The organism is Flavobacterium niveum, assembly GCF_055231775.1.
Map to the genome: position 1 here is coordinate 77,965 of NZ_JBUYSX010000001.1, position 22,821 is coordinate 100,785.

Consider the following 22,821-nt stretch of genomic DNA (forward strand, 5'->3'; position numbering starts at 1 on the left):
TTATAAGTGTTTTTATTACACTTTTATAAGTGATTGGTTGTCAGTTAAGATAGTTTTATACCCAGGGCGGTGCCCTGGGTTAGTATACGCGACCCCTTCAGGGTCAGGAGGGTGAAAACCGGCTGCTGAAAGCTAATAACTAAAAGTTAACCACTTTTTCATATATTTACCAATCATTATTAGTCAACCAATAAATTTTATCCTATGAAAAAAAGTACCAAAGCTATCCGGGGTTTGTTCCTGCTTGTTTTAGGTGTGTCATTTTTAATATCTTATTCAAACAGCCAGGACGAAACACTGCTGCCGAATGCCAAAGGTTCAGTAATTATCCAACCTGAAATGCTTAAAATAGCAACAGATTCTACGGGTTGCCCTGAGTGTACAAAGCAATATAATAAGAGTGCTTTAGCTATAGATGCTGTATACACTAACGCTGTTGAAAAAGCCTCAAGCCAGTTTAAGGCAGGTAAAATCAGTAAAGCCGAAATGCAGGAAAAAATAGCTGCTGCCAAGGCCAACATGAATAAGGCATACAATCTATGCACAGCTACTTACCAGGATTGCTGTATTGGCAAAAAGAAAAAGTAGTAACTGATACAATATAGTTTTTCAGAAACAGGCAGCCTGCTACTTTGCAGGCTGTTTTTGTTTGATAAAAATCCTTCTGCAAAGTTACGCCACATCCCTCCGCAAAGTACTGAAGGCATTCGTTCAGTAAATTTACCTGCGAATGAAGCTTCCAACAACCAACAACTATAAACCACGAACCGTAAACAAAAAAACCGCGCAGCGTACTGAACCCATTTCTTCAGTAAATTTCCTGTGGAAAATGTGGAATATTTGAAGGGTATTGTGAAAAAGTGTTTTGTGTTATTTCGTTGATTTTTAAACTATTGTGGTTTTTTGAACAGGAAGATATTCCACAGCATTTTATACTTTTTTGTACAAATTGTGGATTATTACCCTGTTAATAACTTTTATTGAGAGAAAAAACCTTCAAAATAAGCTACCGGTATTCAACAGGAATTTTTTAACTTGGCTGTACCAACAAAACCAAAAATGAGAGAAGATTTCTTACATTATATCTGGCAGCATAAAAAGTTCGGCCAGACCTCACTCACCACCGTAACCGGCGAACCTATACAGGTGCTTAATACAGGCCAGTATTTGCAGCAAAGCGGCCCTGATTTCTTTAACGCACAGGTAGTTATAGGAAACCAGCGCTGGGCGGGCAATGTAGAAATTCACCTGAAAAGCTCGGACTGGTACGCCCACCGCCACGAAACCGACCCTAACTATGACAATGTAATATTGCACGTGGTTTGGGAGCATGATACTGATGTACTACGCCCAAACGGCACCGAGATACCTGTGCTGGAACTGTGGCGGGTTGTAGATAACAATTTGATAAACAGTTACAAAGCATTGCTTTCGGCTAAGACGTGGATTAATTGTGAGAGGGAAATTGGTGCTGCCGACAGCTTCCTGTTTGGCAACTGGAAGGAGCGGCTCTTCTTTGAAAGGCTGGAGCGTAAGGCGTTGCCGGTCATGCAATTGGCTAAGGAAACGGGTGGCGACTGGGAAGCCGTGCTGTTCTGTTTCTTAGCGAAGAATTTCGGGCTGAATACCAATGGTGCAGCGTTCTTTGAGTTGGCTAAATCATTACCATTCAGTGTGGTGCGGAAAGAAATGTTTGATGTGCAAAACCTTGAAGCACTGCTGTTTGGGAGGGCTTCGCTGCTTATGGGCGACTTTGAGGAGTTGTACCCCAAGAACCTGCAACAACAGTATGCCTACGCACAGCACAAGTACCGGCTTCAGCCTTACATAGGTACGCCGCCGGAGTTCTTCAGGCACCGCCCCGATAACTTCCCTACGATACGCCTGGCACAGCTTGCTGCACTGTACTACGCGGAGCAAAACCTGTTTTCTAAAATAATGGTTTGTAGTGATTTACGTGAAATAAGGGAGCTGTTTTCCGTACATGTCAGCCCGTATTGGCACACCCATTACCGCTTTGATAAAGAAAGCAGCCCCAAGCGTAAAGGGCTGTCTGTTTCATTTGTAGACTTGTTGATAATTAATACGATAGTCCCTGTTAAGTTTGCTTATGCCCAAAGCCTTGCCAAAGACAATACCGAGGAACTGATTAACCTGATGCAACAGCTTGAACCTGAAAGCAATGCGGTGATAGATAAGTTTAGGCACTATAAGGTTGACGTGCCTTCGGCATACGACAGCCAGGCCCTGCTGCAACTGAAAAACGAGTACTGCAACCACCACCGCTGCATGCAGTGTGCCTTGGGAATCAGCCTTTTAAAAAGCTAAGGTTTTTTCCTTATCTTTGGCGTAACGGACTTTATGACTTTCAACTTTACGACTTTATAACTGAGTGCTATGCCCCTGATAACCAATATTCGCCATTACTTTGAAAAACACGGCTTTGAGGTAGCCAGCCGCCTTGCCGACCGCCTGGGCATGCGCGCCACAAACGTACGCCTTTTCTTTATTTACATCACCTTTGTAACGGCGGGCCTGTGGTTTGGGGTATACCTTACACTTGCGTTCTGGCTGCGGCTGAAAGACATGGTATATACCAAGCGCAGTTCGGTGTTTGATTTGTAGTGCATTGTAATACAGATTGATATAATGACGCAACCAAAACCAACCCTCCCTTACCGTTTTACTTCAGGCCAGCGAAAAGGCATTGTGGCACTTGTACTCCTTATTATAATAGTACAGGCGGCGTGGTTCTTTGTTGGGCGCTCAACTTCTTCTGCATCAAAGGTTTCAGAGGAAGAAAAGCAATGGCTTGCCCAACAGGTAAAGCTTGATGCCCTGAAAGCAAAGGCCGACAGCACTTCGCATAAAATATATCCGTTCAATCCTAATTTTATCAGTGATTATAAGGGCTATACGCTGGGCATGACCCCCGCACAGATAGATAAGCTAAAAGCATTCCGCGCTAAAAACCAGTGGGTTAACTCGCCTGCTGATTTTAAGAACGTTACCGGAGTTTCTGATAGTTTACTGGCTGTAATTTCACCTTATTTTAAGTTTCCCGATTGGGTCAATAAGAAAAATAATGCTAACTTTAAAAATCAGCAGGGCAGTGCTTTAGCTACTGATTATAAGGATGATAAACCGAAGCCTTATGATGCTGATGCTAAGAAGCAGCCTGTTGCTAAACAATTGGATATCAACACGGCACTTGAGGAAGACCTAATTGGTGTTTATGGTATAGGGCCTGCCTTTGCCAAGAAAATACTGCGCCGCCGTGCTGACCTTGGTGCTTTTGTAAGTATGGAGCAGATGGACGATTTTAAGGAGTTTTCGCCTGAGGCTGTTGCCGGGCTTAAGAAATCCTTTAAAGTAGGGGCAAACCCACAGGTGAACAAGATTAACGTAAACACCGCGTCGTTACAGCAACTGAGCCGTTTTCCGTACCTTAATAAGGAGGTGGCGCGTGCCGTGATTACACAGCGCAGTATGGATGGTAAAATTGATGATTTTGATGAATTGTCAAAAATAAACGAAATTTTTGTTGTTAAATCAAAAATAATTAGCTTATATTTGGAATACTGAAATTTAAGCTATAATTCTATGGTTTTTGAAATGACCGAAACGCAAGCCATGATTGCTGCCTCTATTAAGGAGTTTGCAGCGTTTAACATCCTGCCGTATTATATGGAATGGGACGAAACCCAGCACTTTCCGCTTGAGCTTTTTAAGAAGCTTGGCGATATGGGCTATATGGGGGTTTTGGTACCCGAAGAATACGGGGGCAGCGGCCTGGGTTACCACGAATATATTACCGTTATTGAGGAGCTTTCTAAAGCCGACCCGTCTATTGGGTTGTCGGTAGCGGCGCATAACTCTTTGTGTACTAATCATATACTAATGTTTGGTGATGAAAGCCAGAAACTGCGCTGGCTGCCGAAACTGGCTACTGCCGAATGGATAGGTGCCTGGGGCCTTACTGAACACAACACCGGTAGCGATGCCGGGGGGATGAACACCACTGCTATCAAGGACGGTGACCACTGGGTGCTTAACGGCGCCAAAAACTTCATAACGCATGGTAAAAGCGGTGACGTAGCGGTAGTTATTGTCCGCACGGGTGCTAAAGGCGACAGCCGTGGCATGACTGCTTTTGTTGTTGAAAAAGGCACACCGGGTTTTAGCTCAGGGAAGAAGGAGAACAAGCTGGGCATGCGTGCCAGCGAAACTGCCGAACTGGTATTTGACAATTGCCGCATCCCTGATGCTAACAGGCTGGGCGAGGTAGGCGAGGGCTTTATACAGGCCATGAAAATACTGGACGGCGGCCGTATATCTATAGGTGCGTTATCACTGGGTATTGCCAAAGGCGCTTATGAAGCTGCATTGAAATACAGCAAGGAGCGCCACCAGTTTGGCCAACCGATAAGTAACTTCCAGGGGATAGCCTTTAAGCTTGCCGATATGGCTACAGAGATAGAAGCCAGTGAGTTACTGCTGCACAAAGCGGCACACCTTAAAAACAACCATGAGCCAGTGACTACTGCCGGGGCTATGGCCAAGATGTATGCCAGCGAGGCCTGTGTACGCATTGCCAACGAGGCGGTGCAGATACATGGTGGCTACGGCTATACCAAGGATTTTCCGGTGGAGAAATACTACCGCGATGCCAAGCTGTGTACTATAGGTGAGGGTACTACCGAAATCCAGAAGCTGGTGATTTCGCGCAATATACTGAAATAGCACTACTTATTATACTTAACCAAAATGCGAAGGGGCTTCCGTAAGGAGGCCTCTTTTTTTGGGTACCTCACCAGCCCTCCCCAAAAGGGAGAGTAGAGACGTTACAGTGCAACGTCTCTACGGACTCTTGCGTCAGTCATTGCGAGGAGGTACGACGAAGCAATCTTATAAAGTAGCTCTTATTTTGAAATAATGAGATTACTCCGTCAGTTCGGGCTGTGCCCTCGGGTGCTTCGTTCCTCGCAATGACGGAATGTCAATAAATCAGCCCCGATAACTATCGGGGTCAGTGTCCTTTCCTTCTAGTCGTAAATATCTGTTTTTCAGTCACCGATAAAATTTACCGTTCATCTGTCGGCGTGTTTTTATTTATTAACACTATAACGTTGTAGTGACGGTGTGATTTGAGGATTAGGTAAAGTTTAAGGTTTGGTTTTGTAAATTCGACAATATCCAAACCCATATTTTATAAAAAAAACAATTATGACCGTTGCAGGCGCATTTCTATTACTAAGCGCCTGTACAACAGAAGATGCCACAAAATCAACCGTGGTAGCTGCGGAACCCACTAAGGCTACGCCGAGCAACCTCACTGCGCGTTCTACCGGGAGCAAAGTAATGATGCAGGCCTTCTACTGGGACTGCCCCGGTGGCGGTACCTGGTGGAACACCATTTCGGGCAAGGTGCCTTCGTGGGCCAGTGCAGGTATCGATGCCATTTGGCTGCCGCCTGCCACAAAGGGTTCCAGCGGGGGCTACAGCATGGGGTACGACCCTTTTGATTATTTTGATTTTGGAAGCTATAACCAAATGGGCAATACCGAAACCCGTTTTGGCTCGCTTACTGAAATCCAGAACCTTATTACTACGGCGCACAACAACGACCTTAGCGTGATTGCCGATATTGTAATCAACCATTGCAGTGGCGGGGCTTCGCAGTCGAACCCTTTTACCGGCGGCAGTACCTACACTAACTTTACACCGGCTTCGGGATTGTTTACACGTTCGTATTACGACTTCCATCCGAATGATGTGCATGCTTCCGATGCGGGTACCTTTGGGGGCTACCCCGACCTTTGCCATGATAAGCTGTATGTGCAGAACTGGTTGTACAACAACAGCAACTCCATTGCCAAATACTATAAGAACACCATGGGCTTTGACGGCTGGCGTTTTGATATGGTAAAAGGCTTTGAACCGTGGGTGGTAAAGAACTTTAAGAACGCCTCAGGCGGATTTGCAGTAGGGGAGTACTGGGATGGTAATGCCGCCACACTGGAAACCTGGGCGAACAGCGCCGAATCCAGTGCGTTTGACTTTGCCTGCTACTACGCCATGCGCGATGCCCTGCAGGGGAACGACCTTACCAAGCTGAACAACGACATGCTGCTGAAGCGTAACGCATACAGGGCGGTGACCTTTGTGGCCAACCATGATACCGACGAGATATACAATAATAAGATACTGGCCTATGCCTATATCCTTACGCATGAGGGGTATCCGTGTATTTTTTACCGCGATTATGAGGAGTGGCTGGACAAAAACAAGCTGAACAACCTTATATGGATACACAATAATAAGGCGAGTGGTACCACTACCTATTCTTATGCAGATAACGACGAGTACATAGCGCGCCGTAACGGCAGCCCGGGGCTGGTTGTATACATTAATAACAGTGATAACTGGCAGCAGCGATGGGTACAAACTAACTGGACCAGCACCGTTATAAAAGACTACACCGGCAACTCTACCTGGGAGCCTACTACGCAGGGAGACAAATGGGTACAGATACAGGCACCACCGCACGGATATACCGTATGGTCTGTTAAATAATTGTAATATTTATTTGGTGAATATGTTTTATTAGCGTAAGTTTGCATCCGTAAACGAGAGGAGGTGTATCGCATATGTTAATAATACCGATAAAAGACGGAGAAAATATCGACAGGGCGCTTAAACGTTATAAGCGTAAATTCGACAAAACCGGAACTGTACGTCAGTTAAGGGCTCGCCAGGCTTTCACTAAGCCATCTGTAAAGAGGCGTGCAGAGATTCAAAAAGCAGCTTACATTCAAGGTCTTCGCGACGCACTTGAAGCTTAAGATAATTTTTTGGGGCTTTAAATAGCAGCCGTTAGCAGCTAAAGTTTAACTTTGCTGTTAGCGGTTTTTTTATTTGTATATGTTTGACAGCAAAGATGCATTTCGCGATTACCTTATAAAGGAGAAAAACTACAGCCCGCTTACGGCACGGGCGTACCTTGATGATGTGTTTGGCTTTGAACGCTTTATCAGGGAGGAAGAAAGCGGTGCTTTGCTTGAGGAGGTAATCTACGGGCAGGTGCGCGGCTGGATTATCCGTCTGGTAGAGCAGGAGGGGCTTAGTAACCGTTCGGTAAACCGTAAGGTGTCTTCGTTAAAAGCATTTTACAAATTCCTGCTGAAATCCAAACAGATAAACGTAAGCCCGCTGCAAAAACACAAGGCTTTAAAAACCGAGAAGAAAGTGCAGGTGCCTTTTAATGAAAAGGAAATGCAGGATGTTCAGGATGTGGTGGCAGGTGAAGAATATGCAGACGATTTTGAAGGGGTGCGCAATCGCCTGATTGTAGAGCTGTTTTATACCACAGGTATACGCCGCGCCGAGCTCATTGGTTTAAAGGTGAATAGCTACGACCCCGGTAACGGTACACTGAAGGTATTGGGTAAAAGAGATAAAGAACGTATAGTGCCGGTACTGGCCTGTACAGCAGATGTATTGCGGCAATACCTTGTAAAACGTGCTAGTTTGGAAGAAATCGTGCATCCTGAAATGTTAATCTTGACCGATAAGGGAAAAAAAATTAACGAAACTTTTGTATACAGGTTAATAAATCGTTACTTTAGTGTTGTCTCCGTTAAGGTGAAAAAGAGCCCGCACGTGTTGCGGCATACCTTTGCCACCCATTTATTGAATAACGGGGCCGATTTAAATTCAGTAAAGGAATTGTTAGGGCACGCCAGCCTGGCATCTACGCAAGTGTATACCCACAGCAGCCTCGCAGAGCTGAAGTCGGTGTATAAGGATGCCCACCCGCGCAGCAATAATGGTTCCTGATTTGTTTAACCTAATTTTATTTTTTATTATGAAAGTGAACGTTCATGCGGTTAACTTTACAGTTGACAGGAAGTTGGTAGGCTTTGTACAAGACAGGCTAGATAAGCTTGAAAAGTACTATGACAGAGTGGTTTGTTCGGATGTTTTTTTCAAGGTTGACAATACAAATGCCAAGCTTAATAAGATTGCCGAGGTAAAAATAAGCGTACCGGGAGATGAGTTTGTTGTAAAGAAACAATGTAAATCATTTGAGGAGGCAGTGGAGCTTGCGGCCGATTCTATGGAGCGTTTACTAATGAAAAGAAAGCAGAAAATCAGGGCTTATTCATGAATTTAAATTTTTTTTGGAAAAAGTTTTGATTAAAAAATAATTTCTCTACATTTGCAGTCCGTTAGAAATAGCGGACTTTTTTATGAAATGTTGCCGGTGTAGCTCAGCTGGCTAGAGCAGCTGATTTGTAATCAGCAGGTCGTGGGTTCGAGTCCCTCTATCGGCTCAAAAATATGTTCTAAATTACATATTGCAACAAAGTAAAGGTTAGGGGAGATACTCAAGCGGCCAACGAGGACGGACTGTAAATCCGTTGGGAAACCTTCGCAGGTTCGAATCCTGCTCTCCCCACTAAAAATTTATTTTGAATATTGAAAATTGAATTGTAGTTTTGCGCCGCGATTCACGAAAGCGATTTCAGGATAAGCAGACTGCCGGTGTAGCTCAGGGGTAGAGTGCTTCCTTGGTAAGGAAGAGGTCACGGGTTCAATTCCCGTCATTGGCTCAAGGTTTAAAAGAATTTGAACACTAATTATAAACTAAGATTAAATTATTAAATCATGGCAAAGGGAACTTTTGATAGGTCAAAGCCGCACCTTAATATAGGTACTATCGGGCACGTTGACCACGGTAAAACAACTTTGACTGCTGCTATTACTAAAGTATTGGCAGATGCTGGTCTTTCTGAAGCTAAATCTTTCGATCAAATTGACAACGCTCCTGAAGAAAAAGAAAGGGGTATTACAATTAATACATCTCACGTAGAATATTCTACTCAAAACCGTCACTACGCTCACGTTGACTGTCCAGGTCACGCTGACTACGTTAAGAACATGGTTACTGGTGCTGCTCAGATGGACGGTGCTATCCTTGTGGTTGCTGCTACAGATGGTCCTATGCCACAAACTCGTGAGCATATCCTTCTTGGCCGTCAGGTAGGTGTGCCTCGTATCGTTGTATTCATGAACAAAGTGGATATGGTTGACGATGCTGAGCTTCTTGAGCTTGTAGAAATGGAAATCCGTGACCTACTTTCATTCTATCAGTATGATGGTGATAACGGTCCAGTTATCCAAGGTTCTGCTCTAGGTGCACTTAACGGTGAGCCGAAATGGGTTGAAACTGTAATGAGCCTGATGAATGCAGTTGACGAGTGGATCGAACTTCCGGTTCGTGACGTTGAGAAGCCATTCCTTATGCCTGTTGAAGACGTATTCACTATCACTGGTCGTGGTACTGTTGCTACAGGTCGTATCGAAACTGGTGTTGCTAACACAGGTGACCCAGTAGAAATCATCGGTATGGGTGCTGAAAAACTTACATCTACTATTACAGGTGTTGAGATGTTCCGTAAAATCCTTGACCGTGGTGAAGCTGGTGATAACGTAGGTCTTCTACTTCGTGGTATAGATAAAGCTGATATCCGTCGTGGTATGGTTATTATCAAGCCAGGATCTGTTAAGCCACACGCTCACTTCAAAGCTGAGGTTTATATCCTTAAGAAAGAAGAAGGTGGACGTCACACTCCATTCCATAATAACTACCGTCCTCAGTTCTATGTACGTACAACTGACGTAACCGGTACTATTTCTCTACCTGCAGGTGTTGAGATGGTTATGCCTGGTGATAACCTTACTATCGAGGTTCAACTACTTAGCCCAATCGCACTAAGCATAGGTCTACGTTTCGCTATCCGTGAGGGTGGCCGTACAGTAGGTGCTGGTCAGGTAACTGAAATCCTAGACTAATTATAGTTTAAATATAGAAAGCCGGCCGGTGCTTTTGTACCGGCCGGTTTTTAATCAAACGGGTGTAGTTCAAGGGTAGAATAGCGGTCTCCAAAACCGTTGATGGGGGTTCGAATCCCTCCACCCGTGCAGAAGCATAAAAGATATAAGATGAAAGTAACCAATTATATATCGGAGGCATTTACAGAGCTTAAAGAAAATGTATCGTGGCCAGAGTGGGCAGAGGTACAACGCCTTACTGTTATTGTGGCCGTGTTTTCGCTACTGTTTGCCCTGATTACTTTCGGTGTAGACAGAGGCTTTGAGGTAATCATGGCGAAGTTGTATGCTTTGTTAAAAAACTAATTTTATTGCGATGACTGATAACAGTGTCAAAAAATGGTATGTGGTTAGAGCGGTAAGCGGTCAGGAAAATAAAGTTAAGAACTACATAGAAACAGAAATAAGTAAAGCCGGCCTTTCTGATTATGTATCGCAGGTACTGGTACCAACTGAAAAAGTTGTGCAAGTACGTGACGGTAAGAAAATCAGCAAAGACAGGGTTTACTTTCCTGGTTATGTAATGCTTGAAGCTAACCTTACTGGTGAAGTTCCACACATCATAAAATCTATTACCGGCGTTATAGGCTTCCTTGGTGAAACCAAAGGCGGCGATGCTGTGCCTTTAAGGCTTACTGAAGTAAACCGTATGCTGGGCAAGGTAGATGAGCTGGCAGTGAAGACTGACAACGTAAACATACCGTATGCTGTAGGTGAAACGGTAAAAGTTATAGATGGTCCTTTCAACGGCTTTAACGGTACAGTTGAAAAGGTGAATGAAGAAAAGCGTAAGCTAGAGGTGATGGTGAAAATCTTCGGAAGGAAGACGCCGCTGGAACTGAGCTTTATGCAGGTTGAAAAAGTATAATTATACAATTATTTATAAATCACATCCTCGCTTCCAATTGAAGATGTGCTAAATCTTTTTTAAAGAAATGGCTAAAGAAATTAGTAAAGTAGTTAAACTACAAGTTAAGGGAGGTGCCGCGAATCCATCGCCACCGGTTGGACCTGCTTTGGGAGCTGCTGGCGTTAACATCATGGAGTTCTGTAAGCAATTTAATGCAAGGACCCAGGATAAGCCAGGCAAAGTATTACCGGTACAAATTACCGTGTACAAAGACAAGTCGTTCGATTTTGTTGTAAAAACTCCACCGGCAGCTATCCAGCTTCTTGAGGTTACCAAACTAAAAGGAGGTTCAGGACAGCCTAACCGTAAGAAGGTAGCCAGTGTTAGCTGGGATCAGATCAGGACTATTGCAGAAGACAAAATGCCAGACCTTAATGCTTTCACTATAGAGAAAGCAATGAGCATGGTAGCAGGTACTGCAAGGTCTATGGGTATAACAGTAACAGGCGCAGCTCCTTTTTAATCGTTAAAGACAAGAAAGAATGGCAAAATTGACAAAAAAACAAAAAGAAGCTGCTGCTAAAATCGAAAAAGGTAAGCTATACTCTCTTAAAGATGCTTCTGCATTAATTAAGGTTGTTGCCTCTGCTAAATTTGATGAGTCAGTAGATATCGCTGTGCGCCTTGGTGTAGACCCGCGTAAAGCAAACCAAATGGTAAGGGGTGTTGTATCTCTTCCTCACGGTACCGGTAAAGATGTAAGGGTTCTTGCCCTTGTAACTCCGGATAAAGAGGCTGAAGCTAAAGCTGCTGGTGCAGACTTCGTAGGCCTTGATGACTACCTTCAGAAAATTAAAGACGGCTGGACAGATGTAGATGTTATCATCACTGTTCCTGCTGTTATGGGTAAACTGGGCCCTCTTGGTAGGATCCTTGGTCCTCGCGGCCTTATGCCAAACCCTAAGACCGGTACTGTAACCATGGAAGTGGGCAAAGCCGTTCAGGAGGTTAAAGCCGGTAAAATCGACTTTAAAGTTGATAAGACAGGTATTGTTCACGCCGGTATCGGTAAAGTATCTTTTGATGCTGCCAAGATAGAGGAGAACGCTCACGAGATTATCCAAACATTAATTAAACTAAAACCAGTTGCGGCTAAAGGTACTTACATAAAAGGTATCCACCTTTCTAGCACCCAGAGCCCGGCTATTGCTTTAGATCCTAAAGCGGTATAATTGGTAGTTAAAAAGTTTTTACCATGAAAAAAGAACAAAAATCAAGCGTAATCCAAGATTTAACTGCACAGTTAGCCGAAGCAAACGTAGTTTATGTTGCAGATATATCTGGTCTTGATGCATCAACTACTTCAGACCTTAGGAGGGCTTGTTTTAAAGCCGGTATAAAGCTTGAGGTAGTTAAGAATACCCTGCTTGAAAAAGCAATGGAAATCGTTGAGAACGACTACAGCGACCTTCCTACAATACTAAAAGGTAACACTGCAATACTTATATCTGATAACGGTAACGCTCCTGCAAAGGTTATAAAAGAGTTCCGTAAAAAGTCAGACAAGCCAGTACTTAAAGGTGCTTATATACACGAAGCAGTATTTATCGGCGACAACCAGCTTGATGCTCTTGTAGCCCTTAAATCTAAAGACGAAGTTATCGGCGAAATCATCGGCCTACTTCAGTCTCCTGCTAAAAACGTTGTTAGCGCACTTAAATCAGGTGGTGGCAAAATTGCAGGTATCCTTAAAACCCTTTCTGAAAAGGAAGGTTAATCGCAGAACGCACATAATAAATTATATTTTACAAACTGTTTAAAACGATAGAAAAAATGGCAGATCTTAAACAATTCGCTGAACAACTAGTTAACCTAACTGTTAAAGAAGTTAACGAACTAGCAACTATACTAAAAGAAGAGTACGGTATTGAGCCTGCAGCTGCTGCTGTAGTAGCTGGTCCTGCTGCTGCTTCTGATGCTCCTGCTGCTGCAGAGCAAACTGAATTTACTGTAGTTCTTAAAGATGCTGGTGCTTCTAAACTTGCAGTAGTTAAAGCTGTAAAAGAACTTACAGGCCTAGGTCTTAAAGAAGCTAAAGACCTTGTAGACGGCGCCCCTGCTAACGTAAAAGAGGCTGTTTCTAAAGAAGAGGCTGAAGGCCTTAAGAAAGCCCTTGAAGAAGCTGGTGCTGTAGTGGAGCTTAAATAAGCTTACGGCATATAAAACCTAAGGTTTAGGCCTTGAGATGAATCTCAATGGCCTAAACCATTTTTCGTATAATAAACTTTTATACGGCCTTATTACTTTACTTTAATATAAATTTTGTCCATTGATGATAACAAATCAGACTGAAAGAATAAGCTTTGCTTCGACAAAAAATATCCCGAGCTACCCGGATTTCCTTGACATCCAGATAAAATCGTTCAGGGATTTCTTCCAGCTTGAAACCAAGTCGGATGAAAGGGGCAATGAAGGTCTTTATAACACCTTCATGGAAAACTTTCCGATCACTGATACCCGCAATCAGTTTGTACTGGAGTTCCTTGATTATTTTGTAGACCCACCGAGGTACTCAATCGAGGAGTGTATAGACAGGGGACTAACGTATAGCGTGCCGCTTAAGGCCCGCCTTAAATTGTACTGTACTGACCCCGAACATGAAGATTTTGAAACGATTGTACAAGACGTGTACCTGGGTACTATCCCATACATGACTCCAAGCGGTACATTTGTTATCAACGGCGCAGAGCGCGTTGTAGTATCTCAGCTACACAGGTCGCCGGGCGTATTCTTTGGCCAGTCGTTCCACGCAAACGGAACAAAACTATACTCTGCCAGGGTAATTCCTTTTAAAGGTTCTTGGATAGAATTTGCTACAGACATCAACAATGTTATGTACGCATACATCGACCGTAAGAAAAAACTTCCGGTTACTACACTATTCCGCGCCATAGGTTTTGAAAGGGATAAAGATATCCTTGAAATATTTGACCTTGCGGAAGAAATTAAAGTGTCTAAAAGCAGCCTGAAAAAATACATTGGGCGCAGGCTTGCTGCGCGTGTGCTTAACACGTGGCATGAAGATTTTGTGGACGAGGATACAGGCGAAGTGGTATCTATTGAGCGTAACGAGATCATCCTTGACCGTGACACCCTTCTTGATAAGGACAACGTAGAGGAAATCATCGAGGCTAACGTTAAGTCTATCCTTCTTCATAAGGAAGACAACAACCAGGCTGATTATGCGATTATCCACAACACGCTTCAAAAAGACCCTACTAACTCTGAAAAAGAAGCCGTAGAGCACATTTACCGTCAGCTGCGTAACGCAGAACCACCTGATGAGGAAACTGCACGAGGCATTATAGATAAACTGTTCTTCTCAGACCAGCGTTACAACCTTGGTGACGTGGGCCGTTACAGGATGAACAAAAAACTTAACCTTGACATCCCTATGGATAAGCAGGTGCTTACCAAAGAGGATATCATAACTATAGTTAAGTACCTTATAGAGCTTATTAACTCTAAGGCTGAAATTGATGATATCGACCACCTTTCTAACCGTCGTGTACGTACGGTAGGTGAGCAGCTTTCGGCGCAGTTTGGCGTAGGTCTTGCCCGTATGGCACGTACCATCCGCGAGCGTATGAACGTAAGGGATAACGAGGTATTTACCCCGATAGACCTTATCAATGCCAAAACGCTTTCATCGGTTATCAACTCGTTCTTTGGTACTAACCAGCTTTCTCAGTTCATGGACCAGACGAATCCACTTGCTGAGATTACCCACAAGCGCAGGCTGTCTGCCCTAGGTCCGGGTGGTCTTTCAAGGGAAAGGGCAGGTTTCGAGGTGCGAGACGTTCACTATACACACTATGGCCGTCTTTGTCCTATTGAAACGCCTGAAGGTCCGAACATTGGTCTTATCTCTTCTCTTGGTGTTTATGCCAAGGTAAACGGAATGGGCTTCATAGAAACCCCTTACCGTAAAGTAGTAGATGGTAAAGTAGACCTGGAAACAGAACCTATTTACCTAAGTGCTGAAGAAGAAGAAGGCAAGCTTATAGCCCAGGCCAACATAGGTATGGATGCTACAGGTGTGGTTACAGATGAGAAGGTTATTGCCCGTGAGGAAGGTGACTTCCCGGTGGTAGACCCGTCTGCAGTACACTATACTGACGTAGCGCCAAACCAGATTGCATCGATTTCGGCTTCGTTGATTCCGTTCCTTGAGCACGATGACGCGAACCGTGCGCTGATGGGATCGAACATGATGCGCCAGGCCGTACCATTGTTACGTCCTGACTCGCCAATCGTGGGTACCGGCCTTGAGCGCCAGGTAGCATCAGACTCTCGTGTACTTATCAACGCCGAAGGCCATGGTACTGTAGAGTATGTAGATGCCGATAAGATTACTATTAAGTATGACCGTACAGACCGTGAAAGGAGCGTAAGCTTCGACCCGGATGAGAAAACATATTTCCTTATTAAGTTCCGTAAAACGAACCAGAGTACCAGCATCAACCTTAAACCTATTGTTCGTAAGGGCGACAGGGTGGTTCCGGGCCAGGTACTGTGTGAGGGTTATGCTACACAAAACGGTGAGCTTGCCCTTGGGCGTAACCTTCTTGTGGCGTTCATGCCATGGAAAGGATACAACTTTGAGGATGCTATCGTAATCTCTGAAAAAGTAGTACGCGACGATATATTCACCTCTATCCACGTAGACGATTACTCACTTGAAGTGAGGGATACAAAACTGGGTAACGAGGAACTTACCAACGATATACCAAACGTATCTGAAGAGGCTACTAAAGACCTTGATGAGAACGGTATGATAAGGATTGGTGCCGAGGTTAAGCCTGGCGATATCCTTATCGGTAAGATTACCCCTAAAGGTGAATCAGACCCTACGCCGGAAGAAAAACTGCTTCGCGCCATCTTTGGCGACAAGGCGGGCGATGTGAAAGATGCTTCACTAAAAGCTTCTCCATCACTTCATGGTGTGGTTCTTGATAAGAAACTATTCGCACGTGCTGTAAAAGACAAGCGCAAGCGTACCAAAGATAAAGACGATCTTACCAAGCTGGAAATGGACTTTGAAGTGAAGTTCGTAGAGCTTAAAGACAGGCTTATCGAAAAACTATTTGAAATAGTAAACGGTAAAACATCTCAGGGTGTAATGAATGACCTTGGCGAAGAAGTACTTCCAAAAGGCAAGAAGTTTACCCAAAAGATGCTGTATGCTGTAGAAGACTTCGCGCACCTTACAAAAGGCCAGTGGACTACCGATGAGGAGACCAACGCCATGGTGAACGACCTTGTACACAACTACAAGATTAAGCTGAACGACCTTCAGGGTGCGCTAAGGAGGGAGAAATTCACCATTACGGTGGGTGACGAACTACCAAGCGGTATCCTTAAGCTTGCCAAAGTTTACATTGCCAAAAAACGTAAGCTGAAAGTGGGTGATAAAATGGCGGGCCGCCACGGTAACAAAGGTATCGTATCAAGGATTGTGCGTGCAGAAGACATGCCGTTCCTTGCAGACGGTACTCCGGTAGACATCGTTCTTAACCCGCTGGGTGTACCTTCGCGTATGAACATCGGTCAGATCTATGAAACCGTACTTGGATGGGCCGGCCTTAAGCTGGGCAAGAAGTTTGCAACGCCAATTTTTGACGGTGCTTCGCTAGACCAGATCAATGCCCTTACTGATGAGGCAGGAATACCACGCTTCGGCCACACGTACCTGTACGATGGTGGTACCGGAGACCGTTTCCACCAGCCGGCAACCGTAGGTGTTATCTACATGCTGAAACTGGGCCACATGGTAGATGATAAGATGCACGCCCGTTCTATCGGTCCGTACTCGCTTATTACGCAGCAGCCACTTGGTGGTAAGGCACAGTTTGGTGGCCAGCGTTTTGGTGAGATGGAGGTGTGGGCACTTGAAGCCTACGGTGCATCGAGCACGCTAAGGGAAATATTGACCGTTAAATCGGATGACGTTATCGGTAGGGCTAAAACTTACGAATCTATCGTTAAGGGTGAAACCATGCCGGAACCGGGCTTACCAGAATCGTTCAACGTATTGATGCACGAACTGAAAGGTCTTGGCTTAGACATCAGATTAGAAGAATAAAACCACACGGCAGTGGTGCTGCGGTGCCACTGCTTTTCCATACTTTTTTATAAATTGGCAGATTACATATCATGACAAAATTAAAAGATAAGAATACCGTAAAAAGGTTTAACAAAATTTCGATAGGCCTTGCGTCTCCGGAGTCCATCCTGGCAGAATCAAGGGGTGAGGTACTAAAGCCGGAAACCATTAACTATCGTACGCACAAACCGGAAAGGGACGGCCTTTTCTGCGAGCGTATCTTTGGTCCTGTAAAAGACTTTGAATGTGCTTGTGGTAAGTACAAAAGGATACGTTATAAGGGTATTGTTTGCGACCGATGCGGTGTGGAAGTGACCGAGAAAAAAGTACGTCGTGACAGGGTAGGTCACATTAACCTTGTGGTGCCTATTGCGCACATATGGTATTTCCGTTCATTGCCAAACAAAATAGGCTACCTTCTTGGCCTTCCGTCTAAAAAGCTGGACATGATCATATACTACGAAAGGTATGTGGTTATACAGCCGGGTATTGCTAAAAATACAGACGGTACTACAATACATGAACTTGATTTCCTTACTGAAGAGGAATATATAAACATAGCTGATACGCTGCCTGCAGACAACCAGTACCTGGACGATACAGACCCTAACAAGTTTATCGCCAAAATGGGTGCTGAGTGTATCATGGACCTGCTTGCCAGGATAGACCTTGATGCATTGTCTTACCAGCTGCGCCACAGCGCTAACAGCGAAACGTCTAAACAACGTAAAACGGAAGCCCTTAAAAGGCTACAGGTTGTAGAGTCGTTCCGTGAGAGTAACCTGAACAGGGAAAACCGCCCTGAGTGGATGATCCTTAAAGTTATCCCGGTTATCCCACCAGAACTTCGTCCGCTTGTGCCGCTTGATGGTGGCCGTTTCGCAACGTCTGACCTTAACGACCTTTACCGCAGGGTAATTATCCGTAACAACCGTCTGAAAAGGCTTATGGAGATTAAGGCCCCTGAGGTAATCCTACGTAACGAGAAGCGTATGCTACAGGAATCTGTAGATTCACTTTTCGATAACACAAGGAAAGCTTCGGCTGTAAAAACCGAAAGCAACAGGCCGCTTAAATCACTATCAGATTCACTTAAAGGTAAGCAGGGACGTTTCCGCCAAAACCTACTTGGTAAGCGTGTTGACTATTCAGCGCGTTCGGTAATCGTCGTTGGGCCTGAAATGAAACTGTACGAGTGTGGCCTTCCTAAAGATATGGCTGCCGAGCTGTACAAACCGTTTGTTATCCGTAAGCTTATAGAGCGCGGTATCGTTAAAACGGTAAAATCGGCCAAGAAAATCATCGACAAAAAAGAGCCGGTGGTATGGGATATCCTTGAAAACGTAATTAAAGGACACCCTGTATTGCTAAACCGTGCCCCTACGCTTCACAGGCTGGGTATACAGGCGTTCCAGCCGATGCTTATAGAAGGTAAGGCTATCCGTCTTCACCCGCTTGTATGTACGGCATTTAACGCTGACTTTGACGGTGACCAGATGGCGGTTCACCTTCCGCTTGGCCCTGAGGCCATCCTGGAGGCACAGCTGCTTATGCTTGCATCGCACAACATACTTAACCCGGCTAACGGTGCTCCTATCACGGTACCTTCTCAGGACATGGTACTGGGTCTGTACTACATGACCAAAGAGCGCCTTTCTACCGAAAACCTTACTATAAAAGGCCAGGGACTTACGTTCTACTCGGCAGAAGAGGTTAACATTGCTATAAACGAAGGCAGGCTGGATCTTAACGCCCGTGTGAAAATACGCGCTAAAGATTTTAATGATAAAGGTGAACTTGTTTACCAAATCATACAGACTACTGCCGGTAGGGTATTGTTTAACGAGGTGGTTCCTGAAGCTGCCGGTTACATTAACGAAGTACTTACCAAAAAGTCGCTACGTGACATTATTGGTAAAATTCTTAATGCTACAGACGTACCTGCTACCGCAGCGTTCCTTGACAATATGAAAGATATGGGATACCGTTTCGCATTCCGCGGCGGCCTTTCATTCAGCTTGGGTGATATCATCATCCCTCCGCGTAAGCAGGAGCTTATTTCTGAAGCTAATGAGCAGGTTGAAGGTATTACCATGAACTATAACATGGGTCTTATTACCAACAACGAACGTTACAACCAGGTAATTGACGTGTGGACCTCTACAAACGCCATGCTTACAGAGCTTGCCATGAAAAACATCCGTGAGGACCAGCAAGGTTTCAACTCGGTGTTCATGATGCTTGACTCGGGTGCGAGGGGTAGTAAAGAGCAGATACGCCAGCTTACCGGTATGCGTGGCCTTATGGCGAAGCCGAAGAAATCTACGGCCGGTGGTGGTGAAATTATTGAGAACCCGATCCTTTCTAACTTTAAGGAAGGCCTTTCGATCCTTGAGTACTTCATTTCTACGCACGGTGCCCGTAAGGGTCTTGCGGATACGGCGCTTAAAACGGCGGATGCCGGTTACCTTACACGTAGGCTTCATGACGTGGCACAGGATGTTATCGTTAACTCGGTAGACTGTGGTACACTACGCGGTATAGAAGTTACAGCGCTTAAGAAAAACGAAGAGGTTGTAGAAAGCCTTGGTGAAAGGATACTTGGCCGTGTGGCGCTTCAGGATGTGGTAAACCCACTTACAAACGAAGTGCTTGTAGCTGCCGGTGTACAAATCACTGAAGCGGAAATGAGGCTGATAAACGCTGCCCCTATAGACAGCGTAGAAGTACGTTCACCGCTAACATGTGAGGCTAAGAAAGGTATCTGTGCCAAGTGTTACGGACGTAACCTTGCTACCGGTAAAATGACCCAGAAGGGTGAGGCTGTAGGTGTTATTGCTGCACAGTCTATCGGTGAGCCGGGTACACAGCTTACACTACGTACGTTCCACGTAGGTGGTGTTGCGGGTGGTATCTCTGAAGAATCAAGCATCGAAACACGTTTTGCAGGCCGTCTTGAAATAGAAGACCTTAAAACAGTTAAAGGTACAAACAACGATGGTGAAGAGATAGATATTGTTATCTCTCGTTCTACTGAGCTTAAGCTTGTAGACGTTAATACCGGAATTGTACTGAATACGCACAACATTCCTTACGGTAGCAGCATCTTTGTAAAAGACGGCGAAACTGTAGATAAAGGTACTGTAATATGTAAGTGGGACCCGTATAACGGTGTTATTATCTCTGAGTTTACCGGTAAGGTAGCTTATGAAGACATAGAGCAGGGCCAGTCGTTTATCGTTGAGATTGACGAACAGACCGGCTTCCAGGAGAAAGTAATCTCTGAAGCGCGTAACAAGAAGCTTATCCCTACGCTACTTATTTATGGTAACGATGGCGAGCTTATCCGTTCGTACAACCTACCGGTGGGTGCCCACCTTATGGTAGACAACGGTGAGAAGATTAAAGCAGGTAAGATCCTTGTGAAGATACCAAGGCGTTCGTCTAAAGCGGGCGATATTACGGGTGGTCTTCCACGTATTACCGAGCTTCTTGAAGCACGTAACCCAAGTAACCCTGCTGTGGTTTCTGAGATAGACGGTGTGGTTTCATTCGGTAAAATCAAGAGGGGTAACCGCGAGATTGTTATTGAGTCGAAATTCGGTGAAATCAAGAAATATCTTGTAAAACTGTCTAACCAGATCCTTGTACAGGAGAACGACTTTGTACGTGCCGGTATGCCGCTTTCAGACGGTGCCATTACTCCTGAGGATATCCTTAGGATACAGGGGCCGAGTGCGGTACAGCAGTACCTTGTTAACGAAATCCAGGAGGTATACCGCCTTCAGGGTGTAAAGATTAACGACAAGCACTTTGAGGTTGTAATCCGCCAGATGATGCGTAAGGTGCAAATCCAGGATCCGGGAGATACCCTGTTCCTTGAAGACCAGCTTGCACACACGTCTGACTTTATTGAAGAAAACGACAAGCTATACGGCATGAAGGTGGTAGAGGACGCAGGCGATTCTCAAAACCTGAAAGCCGGGCAGATAGTAACGCCACGCCAGCTGCGCGACGAGAACTCTATCCTGAAGCGTAACGACCAAAACCTTGTAACAGCGCGCGATGTAGTTCCGGCAACGGCTACTCCGGTACTTCAGGGTATTACAAGGGCGTCGCTGCAAACCAAGTCGTTTATCTCTGCTGCATCGTTCCAGGAAACTACAAAAGTACTGAACGAGGCTGCCGTAGCCGGTAAGGTAGACTTCCTTGAAGGCCTTAAAGAGAACGTAATCGTAGGCCACCGCATCCCTGCAGGTACAGGTATGAGGGACTATGATAACACTATCGTAGGTTCTAAAGAAGAGTACAACGACCTGTTAACTCCGCGTGAGGAATATAATTATTAATTATGAGCGAGCAAAAACCGCAACAGGGGCAGATAAGCATAGAGCTTGATGAAAAAACAGCCGAGGGTACCTACAGTAACCTGGCCATCATCAACCACTCGCCGAGCGAATTTATAGTAGATTTTATCACTATAATGCCGGGTGTGCCAAAAGCCAAGGTGAAATCACGTATAGTGCTTACACCGCAGCATGCCAAAAGGCTGCTAAAGGCCCTTGCCGAGAACATACACCGCTATGAGAGTGCCCACGGCATTATCAGCGAAACAGACCAGCCGCAGCTGCCGTTAACATTCGGCCCCGCAGGCCAGGCCTAGTAAAGCAAAACCCCTTCAGTAATGAAGGGGTTTTTTGTTTATTATGGGGGATGGTAGTATCAAATGATACTATCATCTTACTACTTACCCATTATTACAGGTATCGTTTGTGATGTTACTATTGGATCTGAAAATTCTTTTTTCTCATAGCGGGGTTTAATTTTTTGTTCCCGGTGCTTTACATCTTCATAGTAGTTATGTTCAATCATAGCGATGATTTTTACATCTGCATCAACTCCTAACATAACATTATCATTATTAAGAAGAACAAAATAGCTTCCTTGACATATGTTAGGGTCTGAAAACATTCTATATCCTGCAACGCCTTTGCCTTCATCATATATTCTGTAAGAGGTATTGCGCATAAATAGGTCCTTATTCGCAGCATCTGCTACAGCATAGTATACATCTTCTCCTACTTTTGGAATCATCAATTCGGTTATTGCTCCGGCTGCCAATGCACCCAGAGGAGATGTAAAATATACCGCTCCCTTTTTTACTAGTTTTGAAACAGTCTTCATGTTTTCTTTCCATGCATTACCGCCAGCTTGTTCTACGCCAACCCAATATGCCCAAGAAATTAGTTTCGTGGTTTTGTAAGGCGTTATTTGGTTCGTTGGCAAAGTAAAAAATATATTAGTTCTACTTGAATTGGCGTTAGTCTGAGAATGAACTCGTTGTGTTTTATTAACAAGTAATTCTTCTTTAATTTCTGTTTTGACTAAATCATGTGTTACTTTCTCTTCGTAGATGGTATCATATCCTACAAGTACATCTTTATAGTACTTGTTGTAAGTTGTCTCTTGTTTGGTTTCCCATTTTACAGCCGTATTAAAGTTTGTAGTACTTTCATTTATCGGTATACGCTGGATTTTTATTTTACAGATTCTCGCTCCAATACCTGTGTTTTTGAATCTAAACTTATAAACAGCAGCTTGATTGACATTTATAGTTTGGTTGTTAACTTTTGATGTCTTAAAATCAGAAAATTTCGAATGGTCAGGGTATTCACTAATTTCCAATTCTTTTAAATCTTTCTTGTCGATTTCTTCGAAATTGAAAATTATTTTGTCTCCGGCTGCAAAACCAAAATAAAGGGTTTCTTCCCCAAGCGCCCCGACTTTAATTTTTTGGTCAGTAACATCAATTGGCGTTTGTGCCTTGGATAATAAGGGAAATAGGAAAATCAAATAGATAAAATATTGTTTCATGGTGTTTTATTGTTGGAGGGGTAATTTATAAAAA

General features: G+C 44.4%; 20 protein-coding genes and 4 tRNA genes. 23 read left to right on the top strand and 1 reads right to left on the bottom strand.

Going from position 1 to position 22,821, the window contains the following annotated elements:
• Positions 1 to 204 precede the first annotated feature (204 nt).
• The 23 genes from ACZIX4_RS00340 to ACZIX4_RS00450 all read left to right on the top strand — a co-directional run bounded on the left by ACZIX4_RS00340 (position 205) and on the right by ACZIX4_RS00450 (position 21,576).
• Positions 205 to 588: a hypothetical protein gene (locus tag ACZIX4_RS00340; protein WP_463333625.1), complete on the top strand. Its 384-nt coding sequence runs from the start codon at positions 205 to 207 to the stop codon at positions 586 to 588.
• A gap of 471 nt (positions 589 to 1,059) precedes the next feature.
• Positions 1,060 to 2,328, top strand: a complete 1,269-nt coding sequence (locus tag ACZIX4_RS00345; RefSeq protein ID WP_463333626.1) for a DUF2851 family protein — start codon at positions 1,060 to 1,062, stop codon at positions 2,326 to 2,328.
• Between the two features lie 69 nt (positions 2,329 to 2,397).
• Complete coding sequence (locus tag ACZIX4_RS00350) at positions 2,398 to 2,625, top strand: PspC domain-containing protein (RefSeq protein ID WP_463333627.1); 228 nt, start codon at positions 2,398 to 2,400, stop codon at positions 2,623 to 2,625.
• Positions 2,626 to 2,649: 24 nt separating this feature from the next.
• Positions 2,650 to 3,585, top strand: coding sequence for a ComEA family DNA-binding protein (locus tag ACZIX4_RS00355; RefSeq protein WP_463333628.1), 936 nt, complete (start codon positions 2,650 to 2,652; stop codon positions 3,583 to 3,585).
• Between the two features lie 18 nt (positions 3,586 to 3,603).
• A complete protein-coding gene (locus tag ACZIX4_RS00360; protein ID WP_463333629.1) occupies positions 3,604 to 4,743 on the top strand; it encodes an acyl-CoA dehydrogenase family protein in 1,140 nt (379 codons plus the stop codon).
• A gap of 483 nt (positions 4,744 to 5,226) precedes the next feature.
• The gene (locus ACZIX4_RS00365; RefSeq protein ID WP_463333630.1) at positions 5,227 to 6,576 is read left to right on the top strand and encodes an alpha-amylase; all 1,350 of its coding nucleotides are present in this window, start codon (positions 5,227 to 5,229) and stop codon (positions 6,574 to 6,576) included.
• 74 nt (positions 6,577 to 6,650) lie between these two features.
• Positions 6,651 to 6,845, top strand: a complete 195-nt coding sequence (gene rpsU / locus ACZIX4_RS00370; RefSeq protein WP_411409076.1) for a 30S ribosomal protein S21 — start codon at positions 6,651 to 6,653, stop codon at positions 6,843 to 6,845.
• 79 nt (positions 6,846 to 6,924) lie between these two features.
• Positions 6,925 to 7,839, top strand: coding sequence for a tyrosine-type recombinase/integrase (locus ACZIX4_RS00375; RefSeq protein ID WP_463333631.1), 915 nt, complete (start codon positions 6,925 to 6,927; stop codon positions 7,837 to 7,839).
• 28 nt (positions 7,840 to 7,867) lie between these two features.
• Entirely contained in the window at positions 7,868 to 8,170 is a 303-nt protein-coding gene (hpf, locus tag ACZIX4_RS00380; RefSeq protein WP_411409078.1) for a ribosome hibernation-promoting factor, HPF/YfiA family, read from the top strand.
• A gap of 92 nt (positions 8,171 to 8,262) precedes the next feature.
• Positions 8,263 to 8,336, top strand: a tRNA-Thr gene (locus tag ACZIX4_RS00385).
• Between the two features lie 44 nt (positions 8,337 to 8,380).
• Positions 8,381 to 8,461 (top strand) — tRNA-Tyr (locus ACZIX4_RS00390).
• Positions 8,462 to 8,543: 82 nt separating this feature from the next.
• Positions 8,544 to 8,615: transfer RNA gene (locus ACZIX4_RS00395), tRNA-Thr, on the top strand.
• A gap of 55 nt (positions 8,616 to 8,670) precedes the next feature.
• Positions 8,671 to 9,858, top strand: a complete 1,188-nt coding sequence (tuf, locus tag ACZIX4_RS00400) for an elongation factor Tu (RefSeq protein ID WP_463333632.1) — start codon at positions 8,671 to 8,673, stop codon at positions 9,856 to 9,858.
• A gap of 58 nt (positions 9,859 to 9,916) precedes the next feature.
• A tRNA-Trp gene (locus ACZIX4_RS00405) sits at positions 9,917 to 9,987 on the top strand.
• 21 nt (positions 9,988 to 10,008) lie between these two features.
• Positions 10,009 to 10,203, top strand: a complete 195-nt coding sequence (gene secE / locus ACZIX4_RS00410; protein WP_463333633.1) for a preprotein translocase subunit SecE — start codon at positions 10,009 to 10,011, stop codon at positions 10,201 to 10,203.
• A gap of 10 nt (positions 10,204 to 10,213) precedes the next feature.
• A complete protein-coding gene (gene nusG, locus ACZIX4_RS00415) occupies positions 10,214 to 10,765 on the top strand; it encodes a transcription termination/antitermination protein NusG (RefSeq protein WP_463333634.1) in 552 nt (183 codons plus the stop codon).
• 67 nt (positions 10,766 to 10,832) lie between these two features.
• Positions 10,833 to 11,270, top strand: a complete 438-nt coding sequence (gene rplK / locus ACZIX4_RS00420) for a 50S ribosomal protein L11 (protein WP_463333635.1) — start codon at positions 10,833 to 10,835, stop codon at positions 11,268 to 11,270.
• A 19-nt stretch (positions 11,271 to 11,289) separates the two neighbouring features.
• Positions 11,290 to 11,979 carry a 50S ribosomal protein L1 gene (rplA, locus tag ACZIX4_RS00425; RefSeq protein ID WP_463333636.1) on the top strand — a complete coding sequence of 230 codons (690 nt, stop codon included), beginning with the start codon at positions 11,290 to 11,292 and terminating at the stop codon, positions 11,977 to 11,979.
• A gap of 23 nt (positions 11,980 to 12,002) precedes the next feature.
• The gene (gene rplJ, locus ACZIX4_RS00430; RefSeq protein WP_463333637.1) at positions 12,003 to 12,524 is read left to right on the top strand and encodes a 50S ribosomal protein L10; all 522 of its coding nucleotides are present in this window, start codon (positions 12,003 to 12,005) and stop codon (positions 12,522 to 12,524) included.
• Positions 12,525 to 12,580: 56 nt separating this feature from the next.
• The gene (gene rplL / locus ACZIX4_RS00435) at positions 12,581 to 12,955 is read left to right on the top strand and encodes a 50S ribosomal protein L7/L12 (protein ID WP_463333638.1); all 375 of its coding nucleotides are present in this window, start codon (positions 12,581 to 12,583) and stop codon (positions 12,953 to 12,955) included.
• A gap of 124 nt (positions 12,956 to 13,079) precedes the next feature.
• A complete protein-coding gene (gene rpoB / locus ACZIX4_RS00440; protein WP_463333639.1) occupies positions 13,080 to 16,892 on the top strand; it encodes a DNA-directed RNA polymerase subunit beta in 3,813 nt (1,270 codons plus the stop codon).
• A 71-nt stretch (positions 16,893 to 16,963) separates the two neighbouring features.
• On the top strand, positions 16,964 to 21,262 hold the full coding sequence (gene rpoC / locus ACZIX4_RS00445) for a DNA-directed RNA polymerase subunit beta' (protein WP_463333640.1): 4,299 nt from the start codon (positions 16,964 to 16,966) through the stop codon (positions 21,260 to 21,262).
• Between the two features lie 2 nt (positions 21,263 to 21,264).
• Positions 21,265 to 21,576: a DUF3467 domain-containing protein gene (locus tag ACZIX4_RS00450; protein ID WP_411409088.1), complete on the top strand. Its 312-nt coding sequence runs from the start codon at positions 21,265 to 21,267 to the stop codon at positions 21,574 to 21,576.
• An 80-nt stretch (positions 21,577 to 21,656) separates the two neighbouring features.
• Here the strand turns inward: ACZIX4_RS00450 and ACZIX4_RS00455 are convergent, their stop codons facing one another.
• A complete protein-coding gene (locus ACZIX4_RS00455; protein WP_463333641.1) occupies positions 21,657 to 22,787 on the bottom strand; it encodes a hypothetical protein in 1,131 nt (376 codons plus the stop codon).
• Positions 22,788 to 22,821 lie beyond the last annotated feature (34 nt).

Bases quoted from the DNA above. Each gene is read 5' to 3' on its own strand.
- ACZIX4_RS00340 (WP_463333625.1), top strand. From the start codon at position 205: ATGAAAAAAAGTACCAAAGCTATCCGGGGTTTGTTCCTGCTTGTTTTA.
- ACZIX4_RS00345 (WP_463333626.1), top strand. From the start codon at position 1,060: ATGAGAGAAGATTTCTTACATTATATCTGGCAGCATAAAAAGTTCGGC.
- ACZIX4_RS00350 (WP_463333627.1), top strand. From the start codon at position 2,398: ATGCCCCTGATAACCAATATTCGCCATTACTTTGAAAAACACGGCTTT.
- ACZIX4_RS00355 (WP_463333628.1), top strand. From the start codon at position 2,650: ATGACGCAACCAAAACCAACCCTCCCTTACCGTTTTACTTCAGGCCAG.
- ACZIX4_RS00360 (WP_463333629.1), top strand. From the start codon at position 3,604: ATGGTTTTTGAAATGACCGAAACGCAAGCCATGATTGCTGCCTCTATT.
- ACZIX4_RS00365 (WP_463333630.1), top strand. From the start codon at position 5,227: ATGACCGTTGCAGGCGCATTTCTATTACTAAGCGCCTGTACAACAGAA.
- rpsU (WP_411409076.1), top strand. From the start codon at position 6,651: ATGTTAATAATACCGATAAAAGACGGAGAAAATATCGACAGGGCGCTT.
- ACZIX4_RS00375 (WP_463333631.1), top strand. From the start codon at position 6,925: ATGTTTGACAGCAAAGATGCATTTCGCGATTACCTTATAAAGGAGAAA.
- hpf (WP_411409078.1), top strand. From the start codon at position 7,868: ATGAAAGTGAACGTTCATGCGGTTAACTTTACAGTTGACAGGAAGTTG.
- tuf (WP_463333632.1), top strand. From the start codon at position 8,671: ATGGCAAAGGGAACTTTTGATAGGTCAAAGCCGCACCTTAATATAGGT.
- secE (WP_463333633.1), top strand. From the start codon at position 10,009: ATGAAAGTAACCAATTATATATCGGAGGCATTTACAGAGCTTAAAGAA.
- nusG (WP_463333634.1), top strand. From the start codon at position 10,214: ATGACTGATAACAGTGTCAAAAAATGGTATGTGGTTAGAGCGGTAAGC.
- rplK (WP_463333635.1), top strand. From the start codon at position 10,833: ATGGCTAAAGAAATTAGTAAAGTAGTTAAACTACAAGTTAAGGGAGGT.
- rplA (WP_463333636.1), top strand. From the start codon at position 11,290: ATGGCAAAATTGACAAAAAAACAAAAAGAAGCTGCTGCTAAAATCGAA.
- rplJ (WP_463333637.1), top strand. From the start codon at position 12,003: ATGAAAAAAGAACAAAAATCAAGCGTAATCCAAGATTTAACTGCACAG.
- rplL (WP_463333638.1), top strand. From the start codon at position 12,581: ATGGCAGATCTTAAACAATTCGCTGAACAACTAGTTAACCTAACTGTT.
- rpoB (WP_463333639.1), top strand. From the start codon at position 13,080: ATGATAACAAATCAGACTGAAAGAATAAGCTTTGCTTCGACAAAAAAT.
- rpoC (WP_463333640.1), top strand. From the start codon at position 16,964: ATGACAAAATTAAAAGATAAGAATACCGTAAAAAGGTTTAACAAAATT.
- ACZIX4_RS00450 (WP_411409088.1), top strand. From the start codon at position 21,265: ATGAGCGAGCAAAAACCGCAACAGGGGCAGATAAGCATAGAGCTTGAT.
- ACZIX4_RS00455 (WP_463333641.1), bottom strand. From the start codon at position 22,787: ATGAAACAATATTTTATCTATTTGATTTTCCTATTTCCCTTATTATCC.